This is a genomic window from Flavobacterium sp. CF136, from assembly GCF_000282055.1.
Lineage (GTDB): Bacteria > Bacteroidota > Bacteroidia > Flavobacteriales > Flavobacteriaceae > Flavobacterium.
The window spans coordinates 30,222-54,388 of sequence record NZ_AKJZ01000051.1; the positions used below are offsets into that span (position 1 = coordinate 30,222).

Consider the following 24,167-nt stretch of genomic DNA (forward strand, 5'->3'; position numbering starts at 1 on the left):
CCATCACTCACGCGGACACAATATTCGTTTTAAGACCTGACAGGTTTTTGAAACCTAGAGTCAATAAATTAATTAATACTCATTTTTATTCCCAAGGAAATTTCATCTGCCCAGGATTCCAAAAAAACACTTTATTATCTATTTCAAAAGAAATTGGCTTTTGTGATTCTATTGTTTTTGAGCTATTATTTTCACGCACCATTTCTATCATTTTTATCTCCACAAGTTCATCCATTTCATCTTTTAATTTTAGAATTTCATTTGGAACATTCCCAACCCATTCACTCAAAAACACAGAATCCAGATTCCAACCATTTGTTTGCATTTTTTGTGAAAAAAGAAAAGCAAACTCAATTGTTTTAGTTTCATTATTCAAAATATCAGCAACCATTTTTTTTAATAATTCATTAGGAAGACTTTCAAATCCTGTGTTAAGAATAATAATTCCAGCATTTTTAAAATTAGGATTCAATTTTTTATATTGTTTGATTTGATCGCTAGCAGATTTGAATTGATTTTTAATTGTGTTTTTTACAAGACGATGGTAATCAAATGTCAAATCTCCAAAATCAAGCAAAGGATCAATATTAATAGCATAGTCAACTCTATCTTTAAAAAGTTTTGCAATACTTTTTTGTCTATCTTTATTTTCAAGGCTATCTTCTTGTAAATCTTTCAATTCTAAAAGTATATCATTAATGTAAAAATCAGGAGTTCTTTTTTCTGTTTCAGAAATTTTACTCCCTCCTATTGAATTAATAATTCTTTCAAAATCTACTTCTCCAAAACGTGGTATCTGAATTAAACTCATATTTAAATTACCTCTATCAGGAAAAGCTGAAAATGAAAAACCTTGATTTTTAGCAAGATGATATGCATCTAAAAAATCACCCGTCTCTTTTTCACATAATTGATCTATTAATTTATCAATCTTTATTTCAGAACATATAAAATAGTCTTGAGTAACTGAAATATTATAAATTTTAGACACATTAAAAACATCTTTATTAATCAAAATAACACATTGTGCAAAATGATTAACTTTTCTATTATATGCATAAAAACAAGCTCTTAATATATCCATTAATTCACATTTTTAATTATTAAATATTCAGTTCATTCAATATCATCGTATAATAATTAAACTATCAATTCGCAGAAAAACTAAACGTCTGCCCTGCTTTCATCTCCACATCATATTCATTATACTTTGGCAATTGTACTTTCGGCAATTTTACTTCTTTAGAAATGATTGGTTTCTTTACTTCCACATCATAAAACAACGGATTCGGGTTTTTACCTTTTGCTTTTTTAAGTACAATCCCTTTGTCTGCTTTTAAGGTGTTTTCCAATTTCAATCTGCAGTTTCCTCCTAATTTTGAGTACACTTTCAAAGTCGAAACTTTATTGTTTTTCCAGGTCATATCAATTACAAATCCGCCTCGGGTAACCAAACCTTGGATGCTTCCGTCTTTCCAAACCGTTGGTAAAGCAGGCAATAAATGAATCGCATCTTCCTGACTCTGCATCAGCATTTCGGCGATTCCGGCAGTACAGCCAAAGTTCCCGTCAATCTGAAACGGTTGGTGCGCATCCAGCATATTTGGATAGGTTCCACCACCTTTTCTTTGGTCAGCGGTTACCAAATGCAATTGGTCTTGGATTAATTTATAGGCGTGATTCCCGTCTAATAATCTTGCCCATAAATTCACTTTCCAGCCCATAGACCAGCCTGTCGATTCGTCTGTTCTGTAAATCAGGGATTGTTTGGCTCCTTCGAATAATTCAGGTGTTTTGATTGGCGAAATCTGATTACTCGGAAACAAGCCGTACAAATGCGAAACGTGTCGGTGATTGTCTTTTGGGTTGTCCCAATCGTCCTGCCATTCCTGCAACTGACTGTGTTTTCCAATTTTCATCGGAGGCATTTTGGCCAAAGCATCGCTTAATTTTTTAGTATAATTTTCATCCGGAGCAACTAGTTTCGAAGCTTTAATCACATTCGAAAACAAATCAAAAACCAATTGATTGTCCATTGTAGTTCCCGAAGCAATAGTCGATTTTCCGGTTCCGCCAGCGTGTGTGTTTTCAGGCGAACTTGATGGTACCACCACCAAATATCCTGTATTTGGATCGGTAATCATAAAATCCAAAAAGAAATCGGCAGCACCTTTTATTACAGGATAAATTTCTTTTAAATAATTGATATCGCCGGTGTACAAATAGCGCTCCCACAAATCCTGCGAAACCCAGGCACCGCCAGTCATCCACATTCCAGACGCAGCCGAATCAACCGGAGCGGTTACGCGCCAGATATCAGTATTGTGGTGCAAGACCCAGCCATTCGCATTGTACATTGTTTTGGCTGTTTCTGCTCCCGCAACACTCAATTCTTTTGCCATTTGGATAAAAGGCTCGTGCATTTCGGTAAGATTGGTGACTTCTGCAGGCCAGTAATTCATCTCAGCATTGATGTTTGTGGTGTATTTACTGTCCCAAGGCGGAGTGACCATATCATTCCAAATTCCCTGTAAATTAGCAGGCTGACCGCCCGGCTGTGAACTTGAAATCAATAAATAACGTCCGAATTGAAAATACAAACTAGCCAATTGCGGATCGAACTCCTTTTTGAAATCACGAATTCTTTCGTTAGTTGGTTTTTTGATGGCATCATTTGAACCTAAATCCAACGCCACTCTGTTGAAGAACTTTTGATAATAAGCAACGTGTGCTTTTTTGATAGTTTCAAAATCTTTCGAAATTGCTTTCTCCAAATATACTTTGCTTTTCGCTACTTCGTCTTCGGTAATATCCTGATAATTTTTGAAATTGGTTGCTATCGAAATGTAAAGCGTCACTTCATCGGCTTTGTTGATGATTAGGATTCCGTTGCTTGCCGAAACTTCTCCGCCTTTATTTTTGGCTTCGATTCTTCCCTGAAATTTTACTTTTCCTTTTACGCCTTCAAAATTCGTCCCAACTCCCGAAAGGATAATTTGGTTGCCTTCTGTCGAAGGAACGGTTTTGTCAATCGGGCTGTTCATAAAAACATTCGCCGTAATTTGTCCCGGCTGGCTTGCCGACAATTTTACGACAATCACCTGATCTGAAAACGAAGTCAATATTTCTCTGGTAAATTCTATTCCGTTTACCGTGTATTTTACTTTTGCCGAAGCGTTTTCGATATCCAAATCGCGGTAATAATTGGTATATTTTTGATGTCCAGGAAACGAAATATAAGCACTCCCAAAAGTCTGATACGGCATTCCGTCGTTGGTCTGCGACATAATATCACGTGTTGCCAAATCCTGTGCTTCATCAAATTTACCTTCGAAAACCAGCTTTCGCACTTTTGGCAAAGCCTCGATTGATTTGGTATGTGCATTACTGTTTGGTGAACCTGCCCAAATGGTTTCTTCATTTAATTGCAGACGCTCTACAGCGGGATCGCCAAAAACCATTGCCCCCAAACGGCCGTTACCCAAAGGCAAAGCTTCATTCCAGATGGTGGCGGGTTTGTTGTACCACAATTTTAGTTCGCTTTTGCTTTGCGCTGTTGAGGCGAAGGAAACAATTCCGAAACAGAGGGCTGTTATTTTATTTTTAAACTTCATATTTTATACTTTATAGGCAATGCCCTAATTATTTTTTAACCACAAATTGCACAAATTATCACAAATTTCTTCAAGTTACGAGAGTGCGTGAGGGATAGAAGCTGGCTACCGAAGTAGCGCGGATAGCCCGACCCGATTTGGGAAAGGGGGCAACTAAGCGGTTTCGAGAGTTGCCCCCTTTTTCAAATTGGGTCACGCCCAACTATTACTTCTTGACCTCATAGACTTTCAGGTTTTTTTCTCCGAACATTTCATATAATTTATCGATGTCTTTTAATGCATTTTTCGGCAGGTTTTCGGATTTGTTGCCAAAAACATATAATTTGTCGTAAGGCTCAATTACACAGGTCGATTCGTCGATTTCGCCTTTGTCGTTCTTCACTTTGTTTAGATCAAGACCTAGATATTTCGCCATAAACGGGTACAGCGCCATACGTTTTGAAATGCCAAAATCGTGACCTTCCTTAGCAAAATGGGCATTTTCTACCAAGTCTTTTTTGCCGTACAAATCATAAGTTCTTTGGATAAAAGGGAATTCCAATTCGGGAACTGCCAGTGTCCAATCTTTTCCGTCTGAAACAATCAACTGTGGTTTTGGCGCCATCATTGCCGAGATTTCGGCATTATTGGTTCCGTTTCCGCAAAGGTGGATTCCGCGACCGCTTTCGCACGGACAACCACCCGAAAAATGCGAAGAAACCATCACCACAGGAGCCGAAACCGTGATTCGATCATCCAAAGCGGCCAGAAACATCGTGTGCGAACCTCCGCCGGAACCGCCCGTAACGCCAACTCGCGAAACATCGGCATTTTTAATAGTCGCCAAATAATCCAGTAATCGGATTCCGCTCAAGACCTGAACGGTGGAAGCGATGCTGTTTCGGTGCGTTTGTTCAGGAAACTGAAGCAGGGATTCTCCCCAGGCAAACAGGTCGTAACTTACTACGATTGCACCCATTTTCGCCATAATCGCACAACGGTACTGCTCGTCTTTTCTATATCTTCCATCACCGAAATGTCCATCGGGCGTTAAGATAATTGGTGATTTTTTGTTTAACGGATACGGTTTGTAAATCGAACCCGTAGTGTAAACTCCTGGTAGAATTTCCAATGCGATATTCTCTACGCTGTAATCTTTATAAATTCGTTTTGGGGTTAAGATTGGTTTTGATTTGGGTGTTGGCGGTGCTTTGTCCAAACCAAAAGACGTGATCATACAAGCTTTTATTTCTTTTTTGCGTTTTTCCCAGTCAGAAACATTGGAATATAAAGTTGTCAAATAATCCAGGCGTTCTTTTCCTTTATCGACTGAAACTTTGTGGTTTTCATATTTTCGGATTTGGTATTTTCCGTCCGGCTGTTTGAAATACGTCAACTCAAAAGGCACTAAAACATTGGCTAAAGAAACTTCTAAATTGCCTTGTTCAATTCTCCAATCTGCATAATCGAGTTCTTTTCCTTTTAACAAACCTCTATCATCAATTACGGTGATTTTGAAAATGGTTTCGATATTTTTTATTGTTTCAGTAACCGGTTTTCTGAAATTCGTATCGGATGTGCATTGCGCGTTTGCAAGCGTCAATCCGAAAATTGAAACCAAAAAAGCAAACAGTATTTTTTTAATTGTAGTCATTTTAAATGTTATATTTTGCATTCAATTGTATATTTTCCTGAACCTAATTTCAAATCTTTAGTCGGTTTTCCGTTGACTTTTATTTCTGAATTCTTTGCGATTGGCAATTTTATAGTCGCTGAAGTATTCACAGGAATCTCCACTTTCAGAATTAACTTTCCGTCTATTTTTTCCCAGGCCGAAGCAATATTTCCGTAAATGGATTTGTAAGTTGCTTTTACGAAAGTCATATCACCCACAATTTCCGGCTGAATAAAGAAATGTTTGAAACCTGGATTTTGATCGTCGGGAACAATTCCGGCCAGACTTTGGTAAAACCATTCTTCGATTTGCCCCATCATAAAATGATTCCACGAGTTTCCTTTGCGTGGATCCCATTGCTCAGTTAAAGTCGTCAGACCAAATTTAATCTGAAAACCATAACCCGGTGCATCGTAATGATTGTTCATTTTGTACATCGTTTCGTTTTCGCCATTTCGTGCCAATGCCTGAAATAAATAACGGTTTCCAACATCTCCTGTTGTCAATCGGTCGCCTTTTGCTTTGATGTCGTTCAATAAATTCTGCATCACCGCCTGTTTGTATTGTGGTTCAACGATATCCATAAAAACCGGAACGGCATTGCTGAACTGACTGCTGGTTCCGTATTGTTTGGTTTCGGGATTGAAAAACTCTTTGTTGAAAGCATTTTTAATGTCCAAAGTCAGCTTTTCATACTTCGCAATATCTTCTATTTTGTTCAATAATTTGGATGCTTTTGCCAACAAACTCGCTCCATAAAAATAATGAGAAGTTGCCGAAAGTGCAATCGGACTGTTTTTGGAATATCCCGCCGGATGCGTTCCGTAATCGTACCAATCGCCCAATCCGTGCGAGACAATATGATTCGTTGCTTTGGTTCCTAAATAATCAATATACTTTTTCATTACCGGATAATATTTCTCGATCAATGATGCATCGCCATAATATTCGTAATACATCCAAGGCAGAATTACACCTGTAACTCCCCATTCCGGTGAATCGGTAAAGTCGCCTCCGAAAACTACATATTCCGGAACGATGGTCGGAATCAGACCATTATCTCGTTGCGAATCGGAGATGTTTTGCATTGTTGCCGGAATAAAACTTTCAAGATTGTAATTGAACAATAATCCCGGTCCGTTTAAGTGAATTTCTTCCAGCCAGCCCAATTTTTCACGTTGCGGGCAATCGGTAAAAACACTTTGGAAATTACTTTTGATAGCGTTGTTAATCAGCAAATGTGTCTTATTGAAAATGTCATTTGAAGACTCAAAAGTTCCCGCTTCTCCAGCCGAATTGTAAATGAAATTCGATTTTAAATCAACAAGCGTCGGAAGTTTTTCGTTCTTTGTTTGTTTATAATTGATATTTTCAATCTGAACATACTGATAACCGTAATAACTGAATTTCGGTTGCCATTCTTCAATGCCTTCTCCTTTTAAAGTATAATCGTAATAATACGGTTTACCCGTTTTTCCCTGACTCACTGTTCCGTCTTCGTTTAGACTTTCGCCAACCCATACACGAACAGTCTGACCTTTTTTTCCTTTGACTTTTATGGTCATAAATCCCGAAAGATTTTGTCCCATATTGAAGATATAGAAATTAGGTTTTAGTTCTTTTGCAGTTGCAACATCATATTGTTTATGAACTGTAATTGGTGTTGTAATCTGTGATCTCAAAATACCTTTTGGCGCTTCCTGAACAATTACTTTTTTCCAATTATTATCATTGAATCCAGTTTCGTTCCAGCCTTTTTGTTCCAGATTGGCGTTGTAATCTTCTCCTCCAAAAATACTGTTGTAGGTAATCGGGCTTTTGCTGTATTTCCAGCTTGCATCTGATTTTACAAGTTCTTCGGAACCGTCTTTGTAAACCACTTTCATTTTGAAAAATAAAGTCGGCGGACCAAAACTTACGTAAAATTTCGAGTAGCGTTCGGCAAGCGTGTTGTACATTCCGTTTCCTAATAAAACGCCAATTACGTTTTCGCCTTTTTTTAGTTCTTCAGCAGATAATTCATAGGTATTAAAATTAACGGTTTTGTCGTAATCTGTCCATAAAGGAGCAAACTCACTGTTGCCGATTTTCTTTCCGTTGATGGTCAGTTCATAATGTCCCAAACCGGAAATATACACTACGGCTTCCTTGATTTCTTTGTTAACCGAAAAAGGTTTGCGGAGCATAATACTTCTGCGGGACAACGAATCGGAAGCATTGATTAAAGCGTCTTTTTTCTGTCTGTTGAAAGTGGCTGTATGATAATTTCTGCCTTCCGGTAAATGGCTGTCGGCTTTGGTAATCGCTCCAATCCAGATTGGATTTAATTCTGAAGGCGCGATTCTGAAAGATGCTGTTTTACTCCAATTGGAAGCTTTGTCTTTTTGATTCCAGACTTTGACTTTCCAGAAATATTTGGATTCGTTTTTTAAAGGAGTTCCGTTGTAAGTGATTTGAAGATTTTTATTGGAAATTACTTTTTCGCTGTTCCAGATATCGCCTTCGTTTTTCTTCAATTTTTCTTCAGATGAAGCTATCAAAATTTGATAGGCAGATTGTGTAACATTCTGTTCTTTTGAAACCAATTGCCAGCTTAATCTTGGTTGGTTTTCAATAACAGCCAATGGGTTTTCTGTCATTTCGCATCTTAAATGCACGGCAGAAATTTGTCCATTCGAAATGAACGACATCAGAAGACAAAAGAGGAATACTATTTTTTTTAAATTCTTCATGTTTTGTTTTTTTGCACGCAGATTCAGCAGATTGGGCAGATTTTATTTTTTAATATTTAAATTTTTCAATCTTTAAATCTTATAATTTCTTTGTGACCAATGATTGAATATTAAATACCGCTTCCGGAATTAATTTTCCTGTATCCGGTAAATCGGTGAAATCCGGTGTGTCCGGTTCTGTGTCGGCATTTGGTGTGTAGCGCTGATCGCCTGTGCGGAACATAATGCGTGAAATGCCGTCTACCGGAGCATAGAATATTTTATTGGTTTCTTTGCCGTCATTCACTTTTACTGTGTACGAACGGGAAGTTACATCCAATTTGACTGTTATCATATAATCTTTTCCTGCTTCATATTTTCCAATTCCGCCGTGACGGGCTCCGTGTTTTACTTTTATTTCTCCATCCGAATCGAAAACGATGCGAATTGCAGGTAATCCTTGTTTGTTTTGGAATTCCACCTGCAGTAATCCGTGATTATTTTGTTCCGCTTTTACCGTAAAAGTGGCTTCCATTTTTTGTGCAAATGGAATCACACGCTCGGCTCGGGAATAATCAAAAAAGTCCTGATCTCTTAAAGTCAGCCATTTTTTGCCATCTGTTTTCTTTTCGATTTTGGTGGAAGCCCAGGACAAATCATAGGTGTTCCATAATTTTAGTTCTTCGCCGTTGGGCAAATCATTAAAAACATCATTGGCGTTTTCTTTGACTTCGCTTGTCACCGGAACTGGTACCGAAGCCACCCAAATGTCTTCTTTGTTCACGCTGTAACTTACCCACAGTTTTCCGTCCGGCGGAGTTCCGTCTCCTTCGTTTATTCCGCGAACGTATTGTGGTCCCGCCGATTTGTAATTTCCGCCATAACGCATTGGACTCACTTCTCCGTGAACCAATAATAAATCTTTATAATTCAGTCCGTCGTCACTAGTGGAAATCGCTAATGGCCAACGGTATTCTGATGGATTATAAACGGTTGCATAGCGATTATCTGAGGTTTTTTGTCCCCAGATTTTGGCGTTGCTGTTTACAAATCCAGGTGCTCTCAACGGAGTGTATTCCCAGGTTTTGCCATTGTCTTTGCTTAATGAGGTCAAAGCAAATTTCCATAAACCGACTACGTTTCCGTTTGGCAAATGGTAATAATTGAACGCTTTGTATTGTTTTTTTAACGGAATCAAAGCGTCATCACGATCGGCTTCTTCGACCCATTGTTGCATCAGTAAAGGTTTTGACATCAGTTCATCGCAGGCTTTGATGAATTTTTTGTCTTTGCTTTTGGTGTAAAACGGAAAGGTTGTTGGCAACGGGTTTCCGGTTTTGTTGTATCTGATAAAATAAATTGGACCATACGTTCCGTCTTTGTAAATTTCTCTAATTACACGACCAATTCCTTTTCCGTCATTGGGGTCGTCTTTTTTGTCTAAGGCAACTCCGTAATAACCGGTTGCCAGTAATCTGTTGTCTGATGAAACATAGAATCCCATTCGCTGGTGCATAATCGCATCGATGTTTTTGGCTACGCCTTCAACACCTTCTTTTTTAAAGCCGTCGGGAACACGATAAATAGGGAAAAGCACCGCTGGTTTTGTCCAGGTTACTCCGTCTTTGGAAGTCATCATAAAAGTCTGGCTTGGCGGAATGTGTTCTCCGGACGGATCACTCAAATAATGCAAATAAAAAGTATTATTCCAATACGCCATCATCGACTGGTGATTGTAGGTCCAGCCAAATCCGTCTGCTTTTTCAGGATGTTCACGGCTGGCACGCATAATCTGCGTGGCGTGAACACCAACTGCCGGACTTAATTGTCCGTGGTGGTAATCGACATTGGAAAGTGTTTTGCCTGTATATCGTATCGTGTCTTGCTGGGCTTGCGCCGAATTGACTGCGACACAGCTCAACAAAATGGTTGTTGCTTTTACGATATTGGTTTTTATGTTTTGAAATGCAATCATTGCTTTTGTTTTTTTGCCACAGATTTCACAGATTTTCACAGATTTTTTTCTTGAATTTGCTTGTCTATTTTTTCACGCATATTTGGCAGATTGAGCAGATTTTTTAATCCTTTTAATCTTTGAAATCTGTGGCATTAATTTATTTTTTCTCCATTAATCCTTTTAGAACTTCTTCGGAAATTGTTGTTATTGTTCCGTGTTTGTGTCCTTCGGGAAGCGATATTTTGGATGACACATCTTCGAATTTTACAAAATCGGATGTGCTTAAGGCTTTGTAATTTTTGGATCCGTAATTGTCATAATACAACAACCAGTTTTTACCGACTTTCACGACAGTTGGTCCTTCTGATAAATACTCCGTTAAGGGTTTTGATCTTTTTTCGAATGGTCCTAAAGGCGATTTTCCGAAAGCTACTTCTATATTTCGCATCGGTCTGGTGTTGTCTTTTAGAACCAAAACATAATCCTTTTTGCCTTTTTTGACAATTACACAATCAATGACGCTGAAACCTGGGTCGTAATATAATTTGGTATCCGAAAAGGTTTTGAAATCCTTTGTGGTTACGTAATACATTCGGTGGTTGTTTTTCTCGTCTTCTACTCCTTTTTCGAATCGGAATGGAATTGTGGATGCCCAGATAATAATGTATTCTTTTTTGACATCATCGTAAAAAATTTCGGGTGCCCACACGTTTACGACTTCGGGTTCGTGTTTCATTACGGGAATGTATTCCTGTTTTGACCAGTGAATTAAATCTTTTGAACTCGCATATCCAAAACCGTTTCCGCCTTTCCAGTCGGTTGTCCAGACCATATGATAGGTTCCGTCTGCGCCTTTTGTGATGGAAGGGTCACGCATAATTTTGCTGGCTCCGATTTCGGGTTTTAGGAATGATCCTTCCAGGCCTTTCCAGTTGTAACCGTCTTCGCTGTAGGCTAAGTACAAACCTTCGGTAGCGGGTTCCCTAAAAGAGGTGAAAAGGAAAATTTCCTTTTTTTTCTGGGAATAGCTTAGAGCGAAAAGTGAAAGCGTTAATATGATGAATATTTTTTTCATTGTTATTGTTTTAATCTTTGTCAAAGTTTTGAACTTTGACAAAGATGTTTAAACACGAATCTTTATATATTTTCCTTTTTGGATGATTTCTAAAAAGCAAAATGTTTCTCTTTAGCCCCGATTGCAGTGGAAATCCTTTTTTGCCGGTGTTCGGCACAAAAGATTGTAACGGAAAGCGGGACGATGTTTCCTAAAATGCCCAATGTTTCTGCTCCTAAAAATAATTACGTTATTCAGTAATTGCTTTTTTATCCAGGTCTTTTCCTTTTTTCACAACTGTGGTCACATTGTTGAACACATTGTTTTTAAGGAAGATATTTTTCGTGTCTTTTCCGTTGGCTTCGATGAAAATATCGGTGGCGTTGAACGGAAAATTGTTGTTGATCATAATATTCGAAGCGTTGTCGATTTTGATAACCGGAACGCCTTTTATCGGTGTCGATGAACCTACGTTGTCCAGAATCAGGTTTTTGGCATCGGTGATTTTGAAAGAAGAACCCACGGTTGCGTTGACTTTTACATCGTGAAATTCTACGTCGGTCGCCGTGTTTATGGTGAAACCTTCCTTGCCATCCATATTGATGTTGGAGAACGTGATGTTCTGGATTGGCATTTCAACGATTCCGCGAACGAATCCGGCTTTGTTGACGTTTCCGCCGGTAACGTTGCTGATGTGGATATTTCTGAAAATCGGAGTGCGCTCTGTAACGGGCTCTACGGGATTGTCTTTGTCGTAGAAAAGATCCAAGATAATGGCTTCTTCCTTGATGTTTTTCATGACGATATTATCGACGCGAATATCCTCGACTACTCCGCCACGACCACGAGCGGCTTTGATACGGATTCCACGATCTGTCCCGTCGAAAACACAGTTAGAAATGGTGATTTTTTTGATTCCGCCCGACATTTCGCTTCCGATAACGACACCTCCGTGACCACTTAACATGGTGCAGTTGGTGATGGTTACGTTTTCGGTTGCTTTTCCGTATTTACGACCGTCTGCATCTCTACCCGATTTGATGGTAATACAGTCGTCGCCCACGCTGATGTGGCAGTTTGAAATGTGAACGTTGGTGCAGGACGAAGGGTTGATTCCGTCTGTGTTTGGCGAATGTGGATTATTAATCGTGATTCCGGTTACGGTTACGTTGTCGCAAAATTCAGGGTTTATCGTCCAGAAAGGCGAATTCTTGAAGGTTACGCCTTCGATTAAAATGTTCTTGCAATTGTAGGCCTGGAAAAATGAAGGTCGGAAAAAGTGCTTGTCGATCGTTCTTTTATAATATGGCTCATACACAATTCCCTTGTTTTGCTCGGTCCACATTTTTTGGTATTTGGTTTCCGGAATCGGACCTTTGGCGGTTTCTATTCGGTAGACTTCATTCCACCACGCTTTTCCTTGTCCGTCGATTACGCCTCTTCCTTTGATGGTGATATTTTCGACATCTTTGGCATAAAATAATGGCGAGAAAGACTGCATCACGATTCCTTCGTAACGCATTTCTACATACGGAAGATAGTCATCGAAATTCTCTGAAAATTTTAAAAGAGCGCCTGAATCCAAATGGATGGTGATGTTACTTTTTAGTTTTAAAGCGCCTGTTAGATATTCTCCGGCTGGGAAAAATATGGTTCCGCCTCCGTTTTTAGATGCTTTTTCGATGGCGCCCTGAATGGCTTCGGTGCATTTTATTCCTTTGTTGTTCCCGCCTTCGTTGAGGATGTTTAACCAGCCGTCGTTTGCGAAAGCGGTGTTTAATCCTGTTATGAAGAAGAGTATTGTTATGATGTTTTTGATTTTCATAGTGTTGCTATTTTTGGCTCTCGCAGATTTTGCGGGATTTTCATTCTCATTTTTGTCATCCTGACGGAGGAAGGATATCCATTAGTAGCTCCACATGCTGAATAAACTTTGTGTTAGTTTCTTGCGGAGATCCCTCGTTCCTCGGGATGACAATATTGTGGTTACTTTGAACTTAAAATTAAAACCCAGTCGTTTCCGTCTTCTTTTTTGCCGGAAGGCTGGAATTCTTTTGTTCCTTTGTTATCAAAAATTCCAATCTTTGTTTTTTCTCCGTTCCTTGGATTATACCAGGTTGCGGTTACTTTATCTCCTGAAATTTTGCCCATATTTACAGTAATTTTTCTTCCGGTATAGGTGTAAATCAAAGCATAATCATTTCCTCTTGTTGCCACTTGGTAATCGTATTTTTTGCCCTGATTAGCCACTAATGACTGATCCGGAACTCTTTCTAAATATGGAAATTCCAACATCAGATTTTTGATGTGCACCATCTGTCCGGCACCCGGCGCGTTGATAGCGTCATTCCATAATTCTTTGTTCCCATAGGCTGGATTATCGCCTTTTCTGAACATTTGCATTACGGCATTGTGCCCGTAAGTGTAACCTGCTCCGCCTGCAAAAACCGACCAGTATCCGTAACGGCGTACATCACTGGCAGTCCATTTTGGCTGTAAAGTATCGTGCAGACCGTGTGGTATTCCTTCGTATGATGGTTCTCCGTCAAGGGTTGGTTTTGTTGGTTTTAAATCCCAGTCTCTGTGAACGAATTTATAATTGTCTTCTTTGAAAGGTTTCACCGAATCCTGATCGTATCTTCTGTGACCTGACTGAAACATATTGAAATCCAGCCAGCTTGCATTATGAAAATTCTCTGATGAATCGGTTCTTCCGAATGGGTGAAAGGTCACTAATTGATCCGGGTTACTGGTTTTTAAAGTACTTCCGAGTGCGTTCCAGATGTCCTGAAATTTATCGCCGTAGGTATCACCACCGTTCAGCCAGATTATATTGGTTCTTTTTTTATATCTATCGGCTAAAAACTTGGCATATTTTTCAACATCCGCTTTCGTTACTTTGCTTTTAGCACTACTAATATTGGTTCCCCAAACCGGCACCATCGCAAGGTAGATTCCATTTTTTTGGGCTACATCCAAGGTATAATCAACATGATCCCAGTAATCGTATTCGGGAGCATCATTTGGATCGTTGCCAGGTGAAGTAATCTGCTGGGACAAATTATCATTCATTAATGCCTGATCGCCATACGCATTTACAGCATTCACATTATGCAGTACCATCACCTGAACGACATTGAATCCTTTTGCTTTTCGGTCTTCTAAATATTTAACAACGCCTTCTCTGTCCAGTTTTCCGAATGTCAGCCAGCCTGTATCGCCTAACCAAAAGAAAGGTTTTCCATCTTCGGTCACAAAATAATGCTTGTTTTCGGAAACTTTGAGCTTTGGCAGGTTTTTGGATTGAGAAAATCCGCTTTGTGCTGTCAACATAAAGCTTATACAAAGGGCGTATAAATATTTAATTTTCGGATTCATTTTATTTTATTTTGAATTATGTATTTATTTTTTGCTCACAGATTTGCTTCGCCTGTTCGCTATCGCTCGGGTGGCAGATTTAGCAGGTTTTAATCTGTGTTAATCCTTTCTGTGTCTAACTTTTTTTCACTACGAATAGTACTTTTTCTTTGATTTCAGCTTGTGGGATTACGATTTTTTTTCCTCCGCTGATATTGGTCTTTTTGGTTATAGTTCCATTGGAAGCATTAATTGTATATACTTCGAAAGTTCCTTTGTGATTGGATAAATCTATCGAAACATCCTGATCTTTTTTCAGATAAAAAAGATAGGCATTGCCTTTATTTTCCAGTGTCCAAAGTGTATCTGAAAAAGTAGTTCCTTCTGCAAACTTCATACCACTCAGGGCAGAATGAAAGGCAGAAAGTTCAATTTTTGGGACATTTGCCAATGAAGCTCCTCCCATTAATGCAGGCCAGCCAAATCGTGGTGCTCCCATCGTCGAATACAGGACTGCTTTTTCCGGATATTTTTCACGGTATTCTCGAACTGCACGATACACTTGGTCATCGGTTTCTTTTCCGGTTTTGATTTTACGGGCGTGTTGACGCGGTGCTAAATTCTTTCCTCCTTCTGGAGCATATAACGTTCCGTCTTCTTTGTAATACCAATATCTGATGTCAATTACATCAACGATTTTGGCTCTGGCGCCGTCATTTAAGATTGCATCCTGAACATCTTTTGTTGCGCTTAAGGCGATTTTGGATTCATTTTGATGTGACTTTTCGTAATTGGCTATCACATCAATCCAGAATTGCATAAAGCTTAACGGGCCTGTATATTCAGCACTTGTGAGTTGCAGAACGTTAGCGTTGTCTTTAAAGTTTTCCAGATTTTTTTCAATGAATGCTACGTGCAGTTTTCGAATGTCTGTATTTTTTACATCATAAAATTGTTCGGCAAGGAAAATCCTTTTGTCACCTGCATAAGGCGGTGGTTCCGGCAATCCAGTTGTATTGATATTATTGGCTGGACGCCAAGGGGAACTTGACCAATGTGCTCCGGCTTCTAAAATATTGTGCTGAAAATAAGCCTGATTGATTAAAATCTTATTTTGTGCAGAAGCTAATTCCGCAAATGTTTTCAATCGGTTCCAGTACCAGGCGTTGTATCGTGTCAAATCATATTTGCTCAGATGATCCCAGGCAATTCCCTGTCCGCTTCTGTCGAAAGGCTGTTCGTAAAAAGGTGCCCAGACATCAGCATCGATTCTTCGGATGCGTTCGTGATCCGCCATTCTTTGCTCGTACCACAATCCGTAATTATGATCTATGGCTGATTTATTATTTTCAACTAAATAATTTACGGTTTCCTCCAAATTATCTGTATAACCTAATCCGTAATGTCCTGGAACAAATCGGGTAATGTGCGGTCTTGATTTTGCAATTTCAGATTCGCGCAGACTTCCTCTCCACCACGGAACATCTACAACTTCTCCGGTAATTACTCCTTTTGAAGTGGTTAGTAATCCATTGGTTATAGTGATTTTATCAGTATTCGAATTCGCAACTATATCTGATTTTACTTCGTCAATTCGTTTTGCTTTGGCATAATCAATCGCAATAGGATTTCTTGCTGATGCTTTAGTAATAAACTCTTTTAAAGTTTCATTTAATTTATAAGCTTCGGCTGTTAATGCTGTTGCTTGTTCTATCGTTGGACTTGAAGATGGCTCTGAACCTAAGTCCATAATTTGAGCCTCCATTGGTAATTTGCCCAGACGCTGTTCTAATAAACCATAAAATAAACTTCTTGGGCTGATGTGATTGTTCACGTCTTTCCAGTGTCCGTTTCCTGCCCATTGTGCCCATACTCCAAACGCCCAGTTGTTGGCTGTTGGCGGACTGTAATTTTCTATTTTGGATGCGGATGTTTCCCAGATAACGCTATTGGCAACATTCCAGCCTAAACCTCTTCCGTCCTGTTCTTTGTTTTTGAAACTGATAGCATTTCCATCAATTAGAGAAACATCAAAAAGGATTCCGGTTGCCCAGCTTCCAACTGATCCGCTGAAACTATATGGCAAATGTGATTCGCATTGCAAAAAGACATTTGGTCCAGCCGTAGCGTAACCTCCGACTACAAAATCATTATATCCAAATTCCGAATAACATCTTTGAAATAAAGTCTGTTGTCCTTCGGTATAAAACGTATTTCTTCTGAATGCTGCAATTTCCGAAACCGGGTTTAAAGCCAGGCAATCTTCAACAGTGATTCTTTTGGCTGTTTTTAAAATGGAAACCGCACTTCTTGCAAACTGTTCAAAATTGACTTGTCGTACCCAAATATCTTCCGCATTTTCTATAGAAATTCCTGTCCATCTGTGCTGTTCGTCTTTTGGATTTGTGGTGTCGTAATCTGATTTCAAAGTCAGATTTTCAATACCTGAATTATTGATTCTGCCTGACCAAGTGTAATTTACTACAGTTGATTTTGATAATTCTTCGTCCAAAGCATTCGTTAAAGGCGCATCAATCGTAATTTTATTTCCCTGAACATCTGTAATTTCCCTGTCCGTACGAATGACAAAATCATCGGCTTTCCAGCCAATCCATCCGCTTTCTCCACCAAAATCATTCATTGACAAAAGGTCAATCCATTTTTTAGTGATGGGTGTGTTGATTACAATATGGTCTCCTTTTTTAAAGTTACCAGCATTTTTTACTGCTATAACAGTTGCTCCTAATGGCGTATAATTAGTCGCTATTTCTGTTGTTTCTTTGAAAACACGGTTGTTGATTCCGCTGATATTGACAATTGCTTTTCTGTTGATTGAAGTTCCTAAAAGTGTGGTTCCGTTATTTCCTGAACCGCTTCCTCTTAATACAATTCCGCTTTCCTTGATATAGATTTCGCCTGAAACTTTGAAGATTCCTTTGTCTAAAAGCACTGTTCCTTTAAAACCGTTTTTATCTGCTTTTAATTTGGCAACATAATCAATAGCGGATTGGATTGTTTTGGTTGCATCACCTTCAATATGGGGTACAAAAGCGTTAATGGCTACATCAGGAATTGCTACCGAAGAAGCTTTGTAACCTGCAAAAGAAAAATCCGGAATCTGGTTTCCCTGATTGTCTGCGGTTAGCGAAAGTTTGCCTTCTTTGGTTTTTGTAATATCCGGGAAATTATTCTGAGCTGTTCCTATTTGAATGCTGAAAAGCACCGCGAGACCAGACAAAATTATTTTATCTTTTTGAAGAGAAATTATATTTTTTAGCTGGATGAAATTCATTTTTATTTGACTTTCTTAGAATTGAGATTTTCTACAATCTTGTCATTTCGACGGAGGAGAAATCGCATCCAATATTCCGCAACTGTGCGTTTCCTGCTAGTGTGATTTCTCCTCCGTCGAAATGATAAACTTTGAACTTATTTTTATTAACGAAATTTAAAACTTTATTGCAATAAAACTTTCGATAATGTATCTGTATTATTTTCTGATTTTGTCCAATCCGTTTTGCTTTTTGGATCAATTCCGTTAAAGTATTTCTCGATATTGGTGTATCCGTCTCCGTTTGAATCCTTGTTTGCATCAGATGCATCGTTTGGATTCAAACCAAATTTCTTTTCCCACGCATCTGGAATTCCATCATTATCTGAATCTTTATAGGCTTTCCCTTTATATTCTGGATAACCGCCAACCTGATTTGGATTGGTAATAATTCCTTTTTTATATGAATCTGCCGGTAATCTTCTTTTAATAAATGCTGCACCAATTGAATTTTCCAAGCCATTTTTAACCTCAATTTTTCCTGTACGAACCTGTTTGATTATTCTTTCGTCAACAGCATCTCTTTTTGGTAAAGTTGCTCCCACATTATTCAATACAAACTCATACGCTTCTTCTGCTTTCATAATGGTGATATGAGGCATTGAAAAAGGTTTTGGCTGTTTAATTCTTTCTAAATATTCTTTCGTTTCTTCAGCCGATTGATCTTCTAATTGTATCCCGCCATTCCAGTTATCTGCTGTAACTTCAGGAGAACCTACGATAAAATTCCCTGAAACATAAGCTCTTCCGTAAGTTTTAGGTTTCATATAACCTGATTCCGGCTTTAGAATTCTGTAACGAATTGGCTGATCTGTTGGTGTGATTGGTCCAGGTTTGAAATAATTATTGATGATGTTGAACATCGAACGATAATCACCTCCATCCAAAGAACGGTTCCACCAGTTGAAAATCACATTATTCACAAAATTAAAATCACCATACATTCCGATAGAAGCATTTCTTGAAATATTATCGGCCCATAAGTTACGCATAAAGGTACTGTTTAATCCACCAATGGTACTTCCGAAAGCATGATTGTAAGTATCTAAACCTTCTGAAGAAATGGTGTTTTGAATCGTAATGTTACAAGCAGGCAATTTTTCCAGTTTTGATTTATCGTTTGCTTGAAACTGATGTCTATAGAGTGAAATATTTTCATCCAATCCCCAGCTTACCGAGCAGTGGTCCACTATGATATTCCCTATTGGATTTCCTCCAAGTGCATCGTCTCTGCGGGTAACATCGGTTTCTCCTCTACGGAAACGCACATGTCTGATAATTACGTCATGCGTGTCAATTTCCAGCGTTTCTCCTGCAATGCAAATTCCGTCACCGGGAGCGGTTTGTCCAGCAATTGTTACGTAAGGCGCACGCATGCTGATACGTTTTTTTAATCTGATAATTCCGGAAACATTGAAAACGATTGTTCTTGCTCCAACCGCTTCGCAAGCTTCTCTGAAAGTTCCTTTTCCGCTATCTTCCAAACTGGTTACAACGAATATTTTTCCGCCTCTTCCACCGGGTGTAAATGCTCCGCCACCTTCAGCTCCCGGAAATGCAGGAATATCGGCATGAACAAAATCTTTAGGATAAGATGCCCAGGGCAAATACGGACGGCCTAATTTGGCTTCAGCCTGAATAGTACTATAATTGGCATTCCATATTTCGGCCAGTCTTTTTTCTTCATCAGCTAAAACCGCATCGGTTTTGTCTTGAAGCGGTTTTGGAATTTCCGGATATTGTGCATATGCAGATGAGAAGACAGAACAAAATGACACAATCATCATTGTTCGTTTCAGGGTGATTTTTGGAAAGTTATTTTGCATGAGAATTATCATCTGAAATTTTTATGGTTTTCAATAGAAACCTAACAGGTTTTAAAAACCTGTTAGGTCTGATAAGAATTTATTATTTCGTTTTATTTTTTTCTCTCTCTTCAATACGTTTGTGCCAGTCAGCACTTTCTTTGTTTAAATCGTAACCTTGTTTTGATAAATAGTTATTGATTCTTCCTTTGTACTTACCAAACCATCCGTGCTTTTCTTTTGATGAACCACCGTCCATCGCATGTTCTCTGGCTTCAACCAAAGCATTATAAATATACTCCTTTTGTTCTTTGGTTAAATTCGGCAGCATATCGTTGTAACCCGCTATAGTTATTGGAAGCACACCATAAGTCATTCCGTCTTTAACCTCAGTAATTTTAGCTTCGTTTAACTGCGTTCCCAGTTTTTTCAAATAGGCTTTGTGTAATTTATCGATTGACTTGTCTGCTTTTGATTTTAGTTTTTCAATCTCAGCATTTTGCTTTTCTTTTGCTAAACTACTGTCGTCTTTTACTTTTTTGATTTCTGCATCTCTTCCATCATGGATTTTACTCAAATCACGAAATTGCTGTGCAATAATATTGGTTACGGCAGTTTCTTTTTCCTTATTGTTCAAGGCTAATTTCTCGACAATTTTTGAGGCTCTTTCGTTAGTAACCTTGATATATTCCGGGTCTGCATATTGCTGTGCGCTTAAATTGCAAAAAGCAAAAAGCAAAAACATCAGACTTATTTTTTTTATTGACATCCTCTTTTAATTTTTAATGAAAATCTCAAGTCAAAAATGCTATCAAATTTTGACTTGAGATTTTTGAATTAATCTAATAAAGGCCTAACTAAAGTCTCTTTATTATTAGCTAAATCTTTCCAATCTACTTTTATCGCAGGGTTTACACCGTTGATGTAATCTTCAATATTAGAATATCCGTCACCGTTTAAATCTCCTTTTGCATCAGAAGGATCATTTGGATTTAGTCCATATTTTTTCTCCCATTTGTCTGGCATACCATCTTTGTCTGTATCTACATAAGGCTTCCCTTTGTATTCCGGATATCCGCCTACTTGAGAAATATCGGTTATAATACCTTGTTTATATGAATCCATCGGCAAACGTCTGTGCTCAAATTGATAGAATGTTTTTTTCTCTAATCCTTTTGCATATTCAGGAACGCCTGTTTTTACAGTTCTAATGATTCTTTCGTCTACTTTATCTCTCAATGGTAAAGTTGCCCCCACATTTTTCAAAACATACTCATAAGCTTCATCCGCTTTCATGATTTTAGAAAACCAAGGCATTGGAAATGGTCTGTCGCTTTTCATTTTATCGAAATAAGTTTTAGCTTCATCATAACCCATTAATTCCCCTTTTTTATTTTCGATTTGAACACCGCCATCCCAGTTGTCTTTGGTTACTTTTTCGTTACCATTTACTATATTTCCTGTTACGTATGCTCTACCAAAAACCATATAAGACAATTTGCTTCTTCCTGATTCCGGTTTTAAAATTCTGTAACTAATAGGTTCGTTTAAATTAGTTACTGGTCCCGGTTTGTAAAAGTTATTAATGATATTATAATTGGCTGTGTAATCTCCTCCGTCAGTAGATCTGTTGTACCAGTTATAAACCACATTATTTACAAAATTAAAAATACCGTTCCACCCAATAGATGGATTCCTACCAGCATTACTCGCCCACATATTTCTCATAAAAGAGCAATTTTCTCCACCCAAAGTACTTCCGAAAGCATGATTGTAAGTATCCAATGCTTCACCGAACAAACTGTTTTGAATTGTGATATTTACAGTTGGTTTCTTTTCATCAGGATAACCTGCACCCGGACTGTACATGTGTCGGTACATAGACATATTTTCGTCTAATCCCCAAGTAGCAGAAACGTGATCTATCATGATATTCCCAACTGGATTCCCTCCTATTGAATCATCTCTACGACCAACGAAAGTTTCACCTCGACGGAAACGCATATGACGAATAACGACATCGTGAGTGTTAATCCAAATAGATTCACCAGCTACGCAGATACCATCACCTGGAGCAGTTTGTCCTGCAATAGTAATGTAAGGCGCACGAATAATTAAAGGGGCTTTGATTCTAATAATTCCCGAAACGTTGAAAACAATGATTCTGGCTCCCCCTTTTTCACAAGCTTCACGTAAAGTTCCCGGTCCTCTGTCTTCCAGACTTGTAACGATATAAACATTTCCACCACGCCCCCCATAAGTATACATACCTCCTCCTTCAGCACCTGGAAAAGCAGGTATGGATGCCTGTGGTAAATCGTTTGGTCTGGATGCCCACGGAATATAAGGTTTACCTTGTTTAGCTTCTTCTTCAATAATTACAAGTGCCTTTTCCCATGCTTCATCAGAAAGTCTATCTGCTTCATCTATAAAAGCTTTAGATTGTGCTGCCATTTCAGGACTTATTTTTGGGTACTGGGCAAAACATTCTATAGTCCCTAAAAACAAGAGAAATACAATGGATAATGTGGTTGTTTTCATGTTAATTTTTAATTATATAATCGTTTTTTAAACAAATCACCTGTATCTTAGGAATACAGGTGATTGTTTATATAGAGTTTTAATAGTAATTATTTAAGCGGATCAAATGAACCACCCCAACCTTGAGTCTGCTCTAAATATGGAGAAGAATCTAATAATGATTGATATATTCCAAAATAATAATATTGACTATACCAGATAAACTTCCAATTATTTGTTGTAGGATCTAAATTATCTTTTTCTACAATATCAAAATAATTGGTATATAAATAATCTATATAGGCATCATAATTCGGTATTACTGTACCAGGATTTTTTCCTGTTGCAGGAATGGTATAAGGGAAAACAGGATCTCTGTTTACTATTGGAGCTACTCCGGCAGCATTTGCTAAGAAAGGATCTGTCGCTGCAATATATTTTGTACCATCCGTTTTTTTAGCAACAATAAAATAACCTGTTCTTCTAGTCCCGTTTAAAGGAGCTACTCCCAATCTTGCAGTAGTTGGTCCATCTTCAAAAAGTTTCCAACGTCTTAAATCGTAAAAACGTTTATTTTCATATGCAAATTCAATTTTTCTTTCATTAAGCACCGCTGCAAAGTGCTGATCTCTTGAAGTAACATCTGCCAAACCATAATGACCATCTCCATTGGTAATTCCTGCACGAATTCTAACTGATTCGATTAGCGATTTACCTTCTGCTAAATTATTAATACCTATTGCAGATTCAGCTAAATTTAAAACTACTTCAGCAAAACGCATTTCCATATAATCTGTACCACTATTTAGGTAACCGGTAGCATTACTTGCTCCTTCATTAGTAGCTTTTCTCAAATATATCCCACTTGAATTTGCGCCAAGTGATTCCGTAGTTTTATCAGGATTTGGAGCAGCTACTGTAGGTGCTTTAGAATACCATGTATAAGTCCATTGTTTAAAGGCTGTATTTTCAGTAAATTTCCAAGTTGCACCATTATAAGCAAAAGTTTTGTAAAATCTTGGATCTCTGTTTTTATAGAACAATACTGGATTATAAGCCGCATTTCCTACTATACTTTTACCATCAGCCATCGGGAAGGCATCTACCATTTGTTTAGTTGGAGAAATCGCACCATTTCCACCAGAAGCTTTAGAACGAACAGCTCTTTCCCAACCGTTATTTTTTTGAAGATTTGCTGCTGCTGAATTATTAAAACCATAAACAATTACTGCCTCCGGATTATTAACCTCAGTAAACCACATATTACCCCAAGCTACACCATTTGCAGCACCTCCTGCAACAAAAAGGCCTTTTCCCTGGCTTTCTAAAAGTGTTTTGGCTGCAAGATTGGCATCATAAGCACGTTTCCATCGTTGTACATCATCTGTTGGATTAAAAATTGGACTCGCCCAAGTCAATAATACACGACCTTTGAAAGCTGCTACACCACCACTGGTAATTCTTCCCCAATTTGCACTTGACCATGTCACATCCTTTAATAAATCTTGTGCTTTATCTAAATCTGAAATAATTTGTTCAATACATTCAGAAGTAGAACTTCTTGGAACTTCAGCTTCAGTTGAGCCTTCATCAATAATAGGATTTTGTGCTGTTAAAACGATTGGAACACCTCCGTACAATTTTACCATTTCATAATATTGATAAGCTCTCCAAAAATACATTTGTCCTTTCAAAGGATTTTTATCGGCATCAGCCATACCGTTTTTATCAATTCCATCTAAGAAAATATTAATTTGCCTTAGACGTGTCCAGGTATTATTAGCAATACTTGAAGAGACTCTGCTACCTATATATGGTAAACAATGTGCATTAAGAGGTGATATTGAAGTCCAGGGCTTATTCCAGTTAACTTCTCCTGCCAACTCTTCAGTTGTTTGAGAAAAATCATCATTTCCTCCAGCTGCCAAATCCCATGTGTTAATAGCTGCATTATTACCAGGTAAAAACAAGCTGTATACATAATCTACATATTGTGAAGCCAATGCAGGTACTTTAAATACATCTTCATTTACACCAGCGTAATCTTTCTTTTCTTCAAGAAAATCATCATTACAACTTGTTAGTGAAAAGGTTGCCAAAAGAGTAAACAAACCTATCGCTTTTATATATTTTATTTTCATAATCTTAATTTTTAATAATCATT

At 38.2% G+C, this 24,167-nt stretch carries 13 protein-coding genes; all 13 read right to left on the bottom strand.

Going from position 1 to position 24,167, the window contains the following annotated elements; translation table 11 throughout:
- Window positions 1–85: 85 nt before the first annotated feature.
- Window positions 86–1,084 (bottom strand): hypothetical protein, encoded by a 999-nt coding sequence (locus tag PMI10_RS15265; RefSeq protein ID WP_007809587.1) that lies wholly within the window; start codon window positions 1,082–1,084, stop codon window positions 86–88.
- A 64-nt stretch (window positions 1,085–1,148) separates the two neighbouring features.
- Window positions 1,149–3,614 carry a glycoside hydrolase family 95 protein gene (locus PMI10_RS15270; protein WP_007809589.1) on the bottom strand — a complete coding sequence of 822 codons (2,466 nt, stop codon included), beginning with the start codon at window positions 3,612–3,614 and terminating at the stop codon, window positions 1,149–1,151.
- Between the two features lie 205 nt (window positions 3,615–3,819).
- A complete protein-coding gene (locus PMI10_RS15275; RefSeq protein WP_007809591.1) occupies window positions 3,820–5,247 on the bottom strand; it encodes an acetylxylan esterase in 1,428 nt (475 codons plus the stop codon).
- Between the two features lie 8 nt (window positions 5,248–5,255).
- A complete protein-coding gene (locus tag PMI10_RS15280) occupies window positions 5,256–8,000 on the bottom strand; it encodes a glycoside hydrolase family 78 protein (protein ID WP_007809593.1) in 2,745 nt (914 codons plus the stop codon).
- A gap of 79 nt (window positions 8,001–8,079) precedes the next feature.
- Window positions 8,080–9,954: a hypothetical protein gene (locus PMI10_RS15285; protein ID WP_007809594.1), complete on the bottom strand. Its 1,875-nt coding sequence runs from the start codon at window positions 9,952–9,954 to the stop codon at window positions 8,080–8,082.
- Window positions 9,955–10,093: 139 nt separating this feature from the next.
- Complete coding sequence (locus PMI10_RS15290; protein ID WP_007809596.1) at window positions 10,094–11,011, bottom strand: glycoside hydrolase family 43 protein; 918 nt, start codon at window positions 11,009–11,011, stop codon at window positions 10,094–10,096.
- A gap of 229 nt (window positions 11,012–11,240) precedes the next feature.
- Window positions 11,241–12,815, bottom strand: a complete 1,575-nt coding sequence (locus PMI10_RS15295; RefSeq protein ID WP_007809598.1) for a glycoside hydrolase family 28 protein — start codon at window positions 12,813–12,815, stop codon at window positions 11,241–11,243.
- A 161-nt stretch (window positions 12,816–12,976) separates the two neighbouring features.
- A complete protein-coding gene (locus tag PMI10_RS15300; protein ID WP_007809600.1) occupies window positions 12,977–14,368 on the bottom strand; it encodes a glycoside hydrolase family 140 protein in 1,392 nt (463 codons plus the stop codon).
- Window positions 14,369–14,483: 115 nt separating this feature from the next.
- A complete protein-coding gene (locus PMI10_RS15305) occupies window positions 14,484–17,639 on the bottom strand; it encodes a DUF6298 domain-containing protein (RefSeq protein ID WP_007809602.1) in 3,156 nt (1,051 codons plus the stop codon).
- A gap of 164 nt (window positions 17,640–17,803) precedes the next feature.
- Window positions 17,804–19,504: a polysaccharide lyase gene (locus PMI10_RS15310; RefSeq protein WP_035631955.1), complete on the bottom strand. Its 1,701-nt coding sequence runs from the start codon at window positions 19,502–19,504 to the stop codon at window positions 17,804–17,806.
- A gap of 82 nt (window positions 19,505–19,586) precedes the next feature.
- Complete coding sequence (locus PMI10_RS15315; protein WP_050992455.1) at window positions 19,587–20,252, bottom strand: DUF3826 domain-containing protein; 666 nt, start codon at window positions 20,250–20,252, stop codon at window positions 19,587–19,589.
- Between the two features lie 68 nt (window positions 20,253–20,320).
- Window positions 20,321–22,024 carry a hypothetical protein gene (locus PMI10_RS15320; protein ID WP_007809609.1) on the bottom strand — a complete coding sequence of 568 codons (1,704 nt, stop codon included), beginning with the start codon at window positions 22,022–22,024 and terminating at the stop codon, window positions 20,321–20,323.
- An 89-nt stretch (window positions 22,025–22,113) separates the two neighbouring features.
- Window positions 22,114–24,144: a RagB/SusD family nutrient uptake outer membrane protein gene (locus PMI10_RS15325; protein WP_007809611.1), complete on the bottom strand. Its 2,031-nt coding sequence runs from the start codon at window positions 24,142–24,144 to the stop codon at window positions 22,114–22,116.
- Window positions 24,145–24,167: the final 23 nt, after the last annotated feature.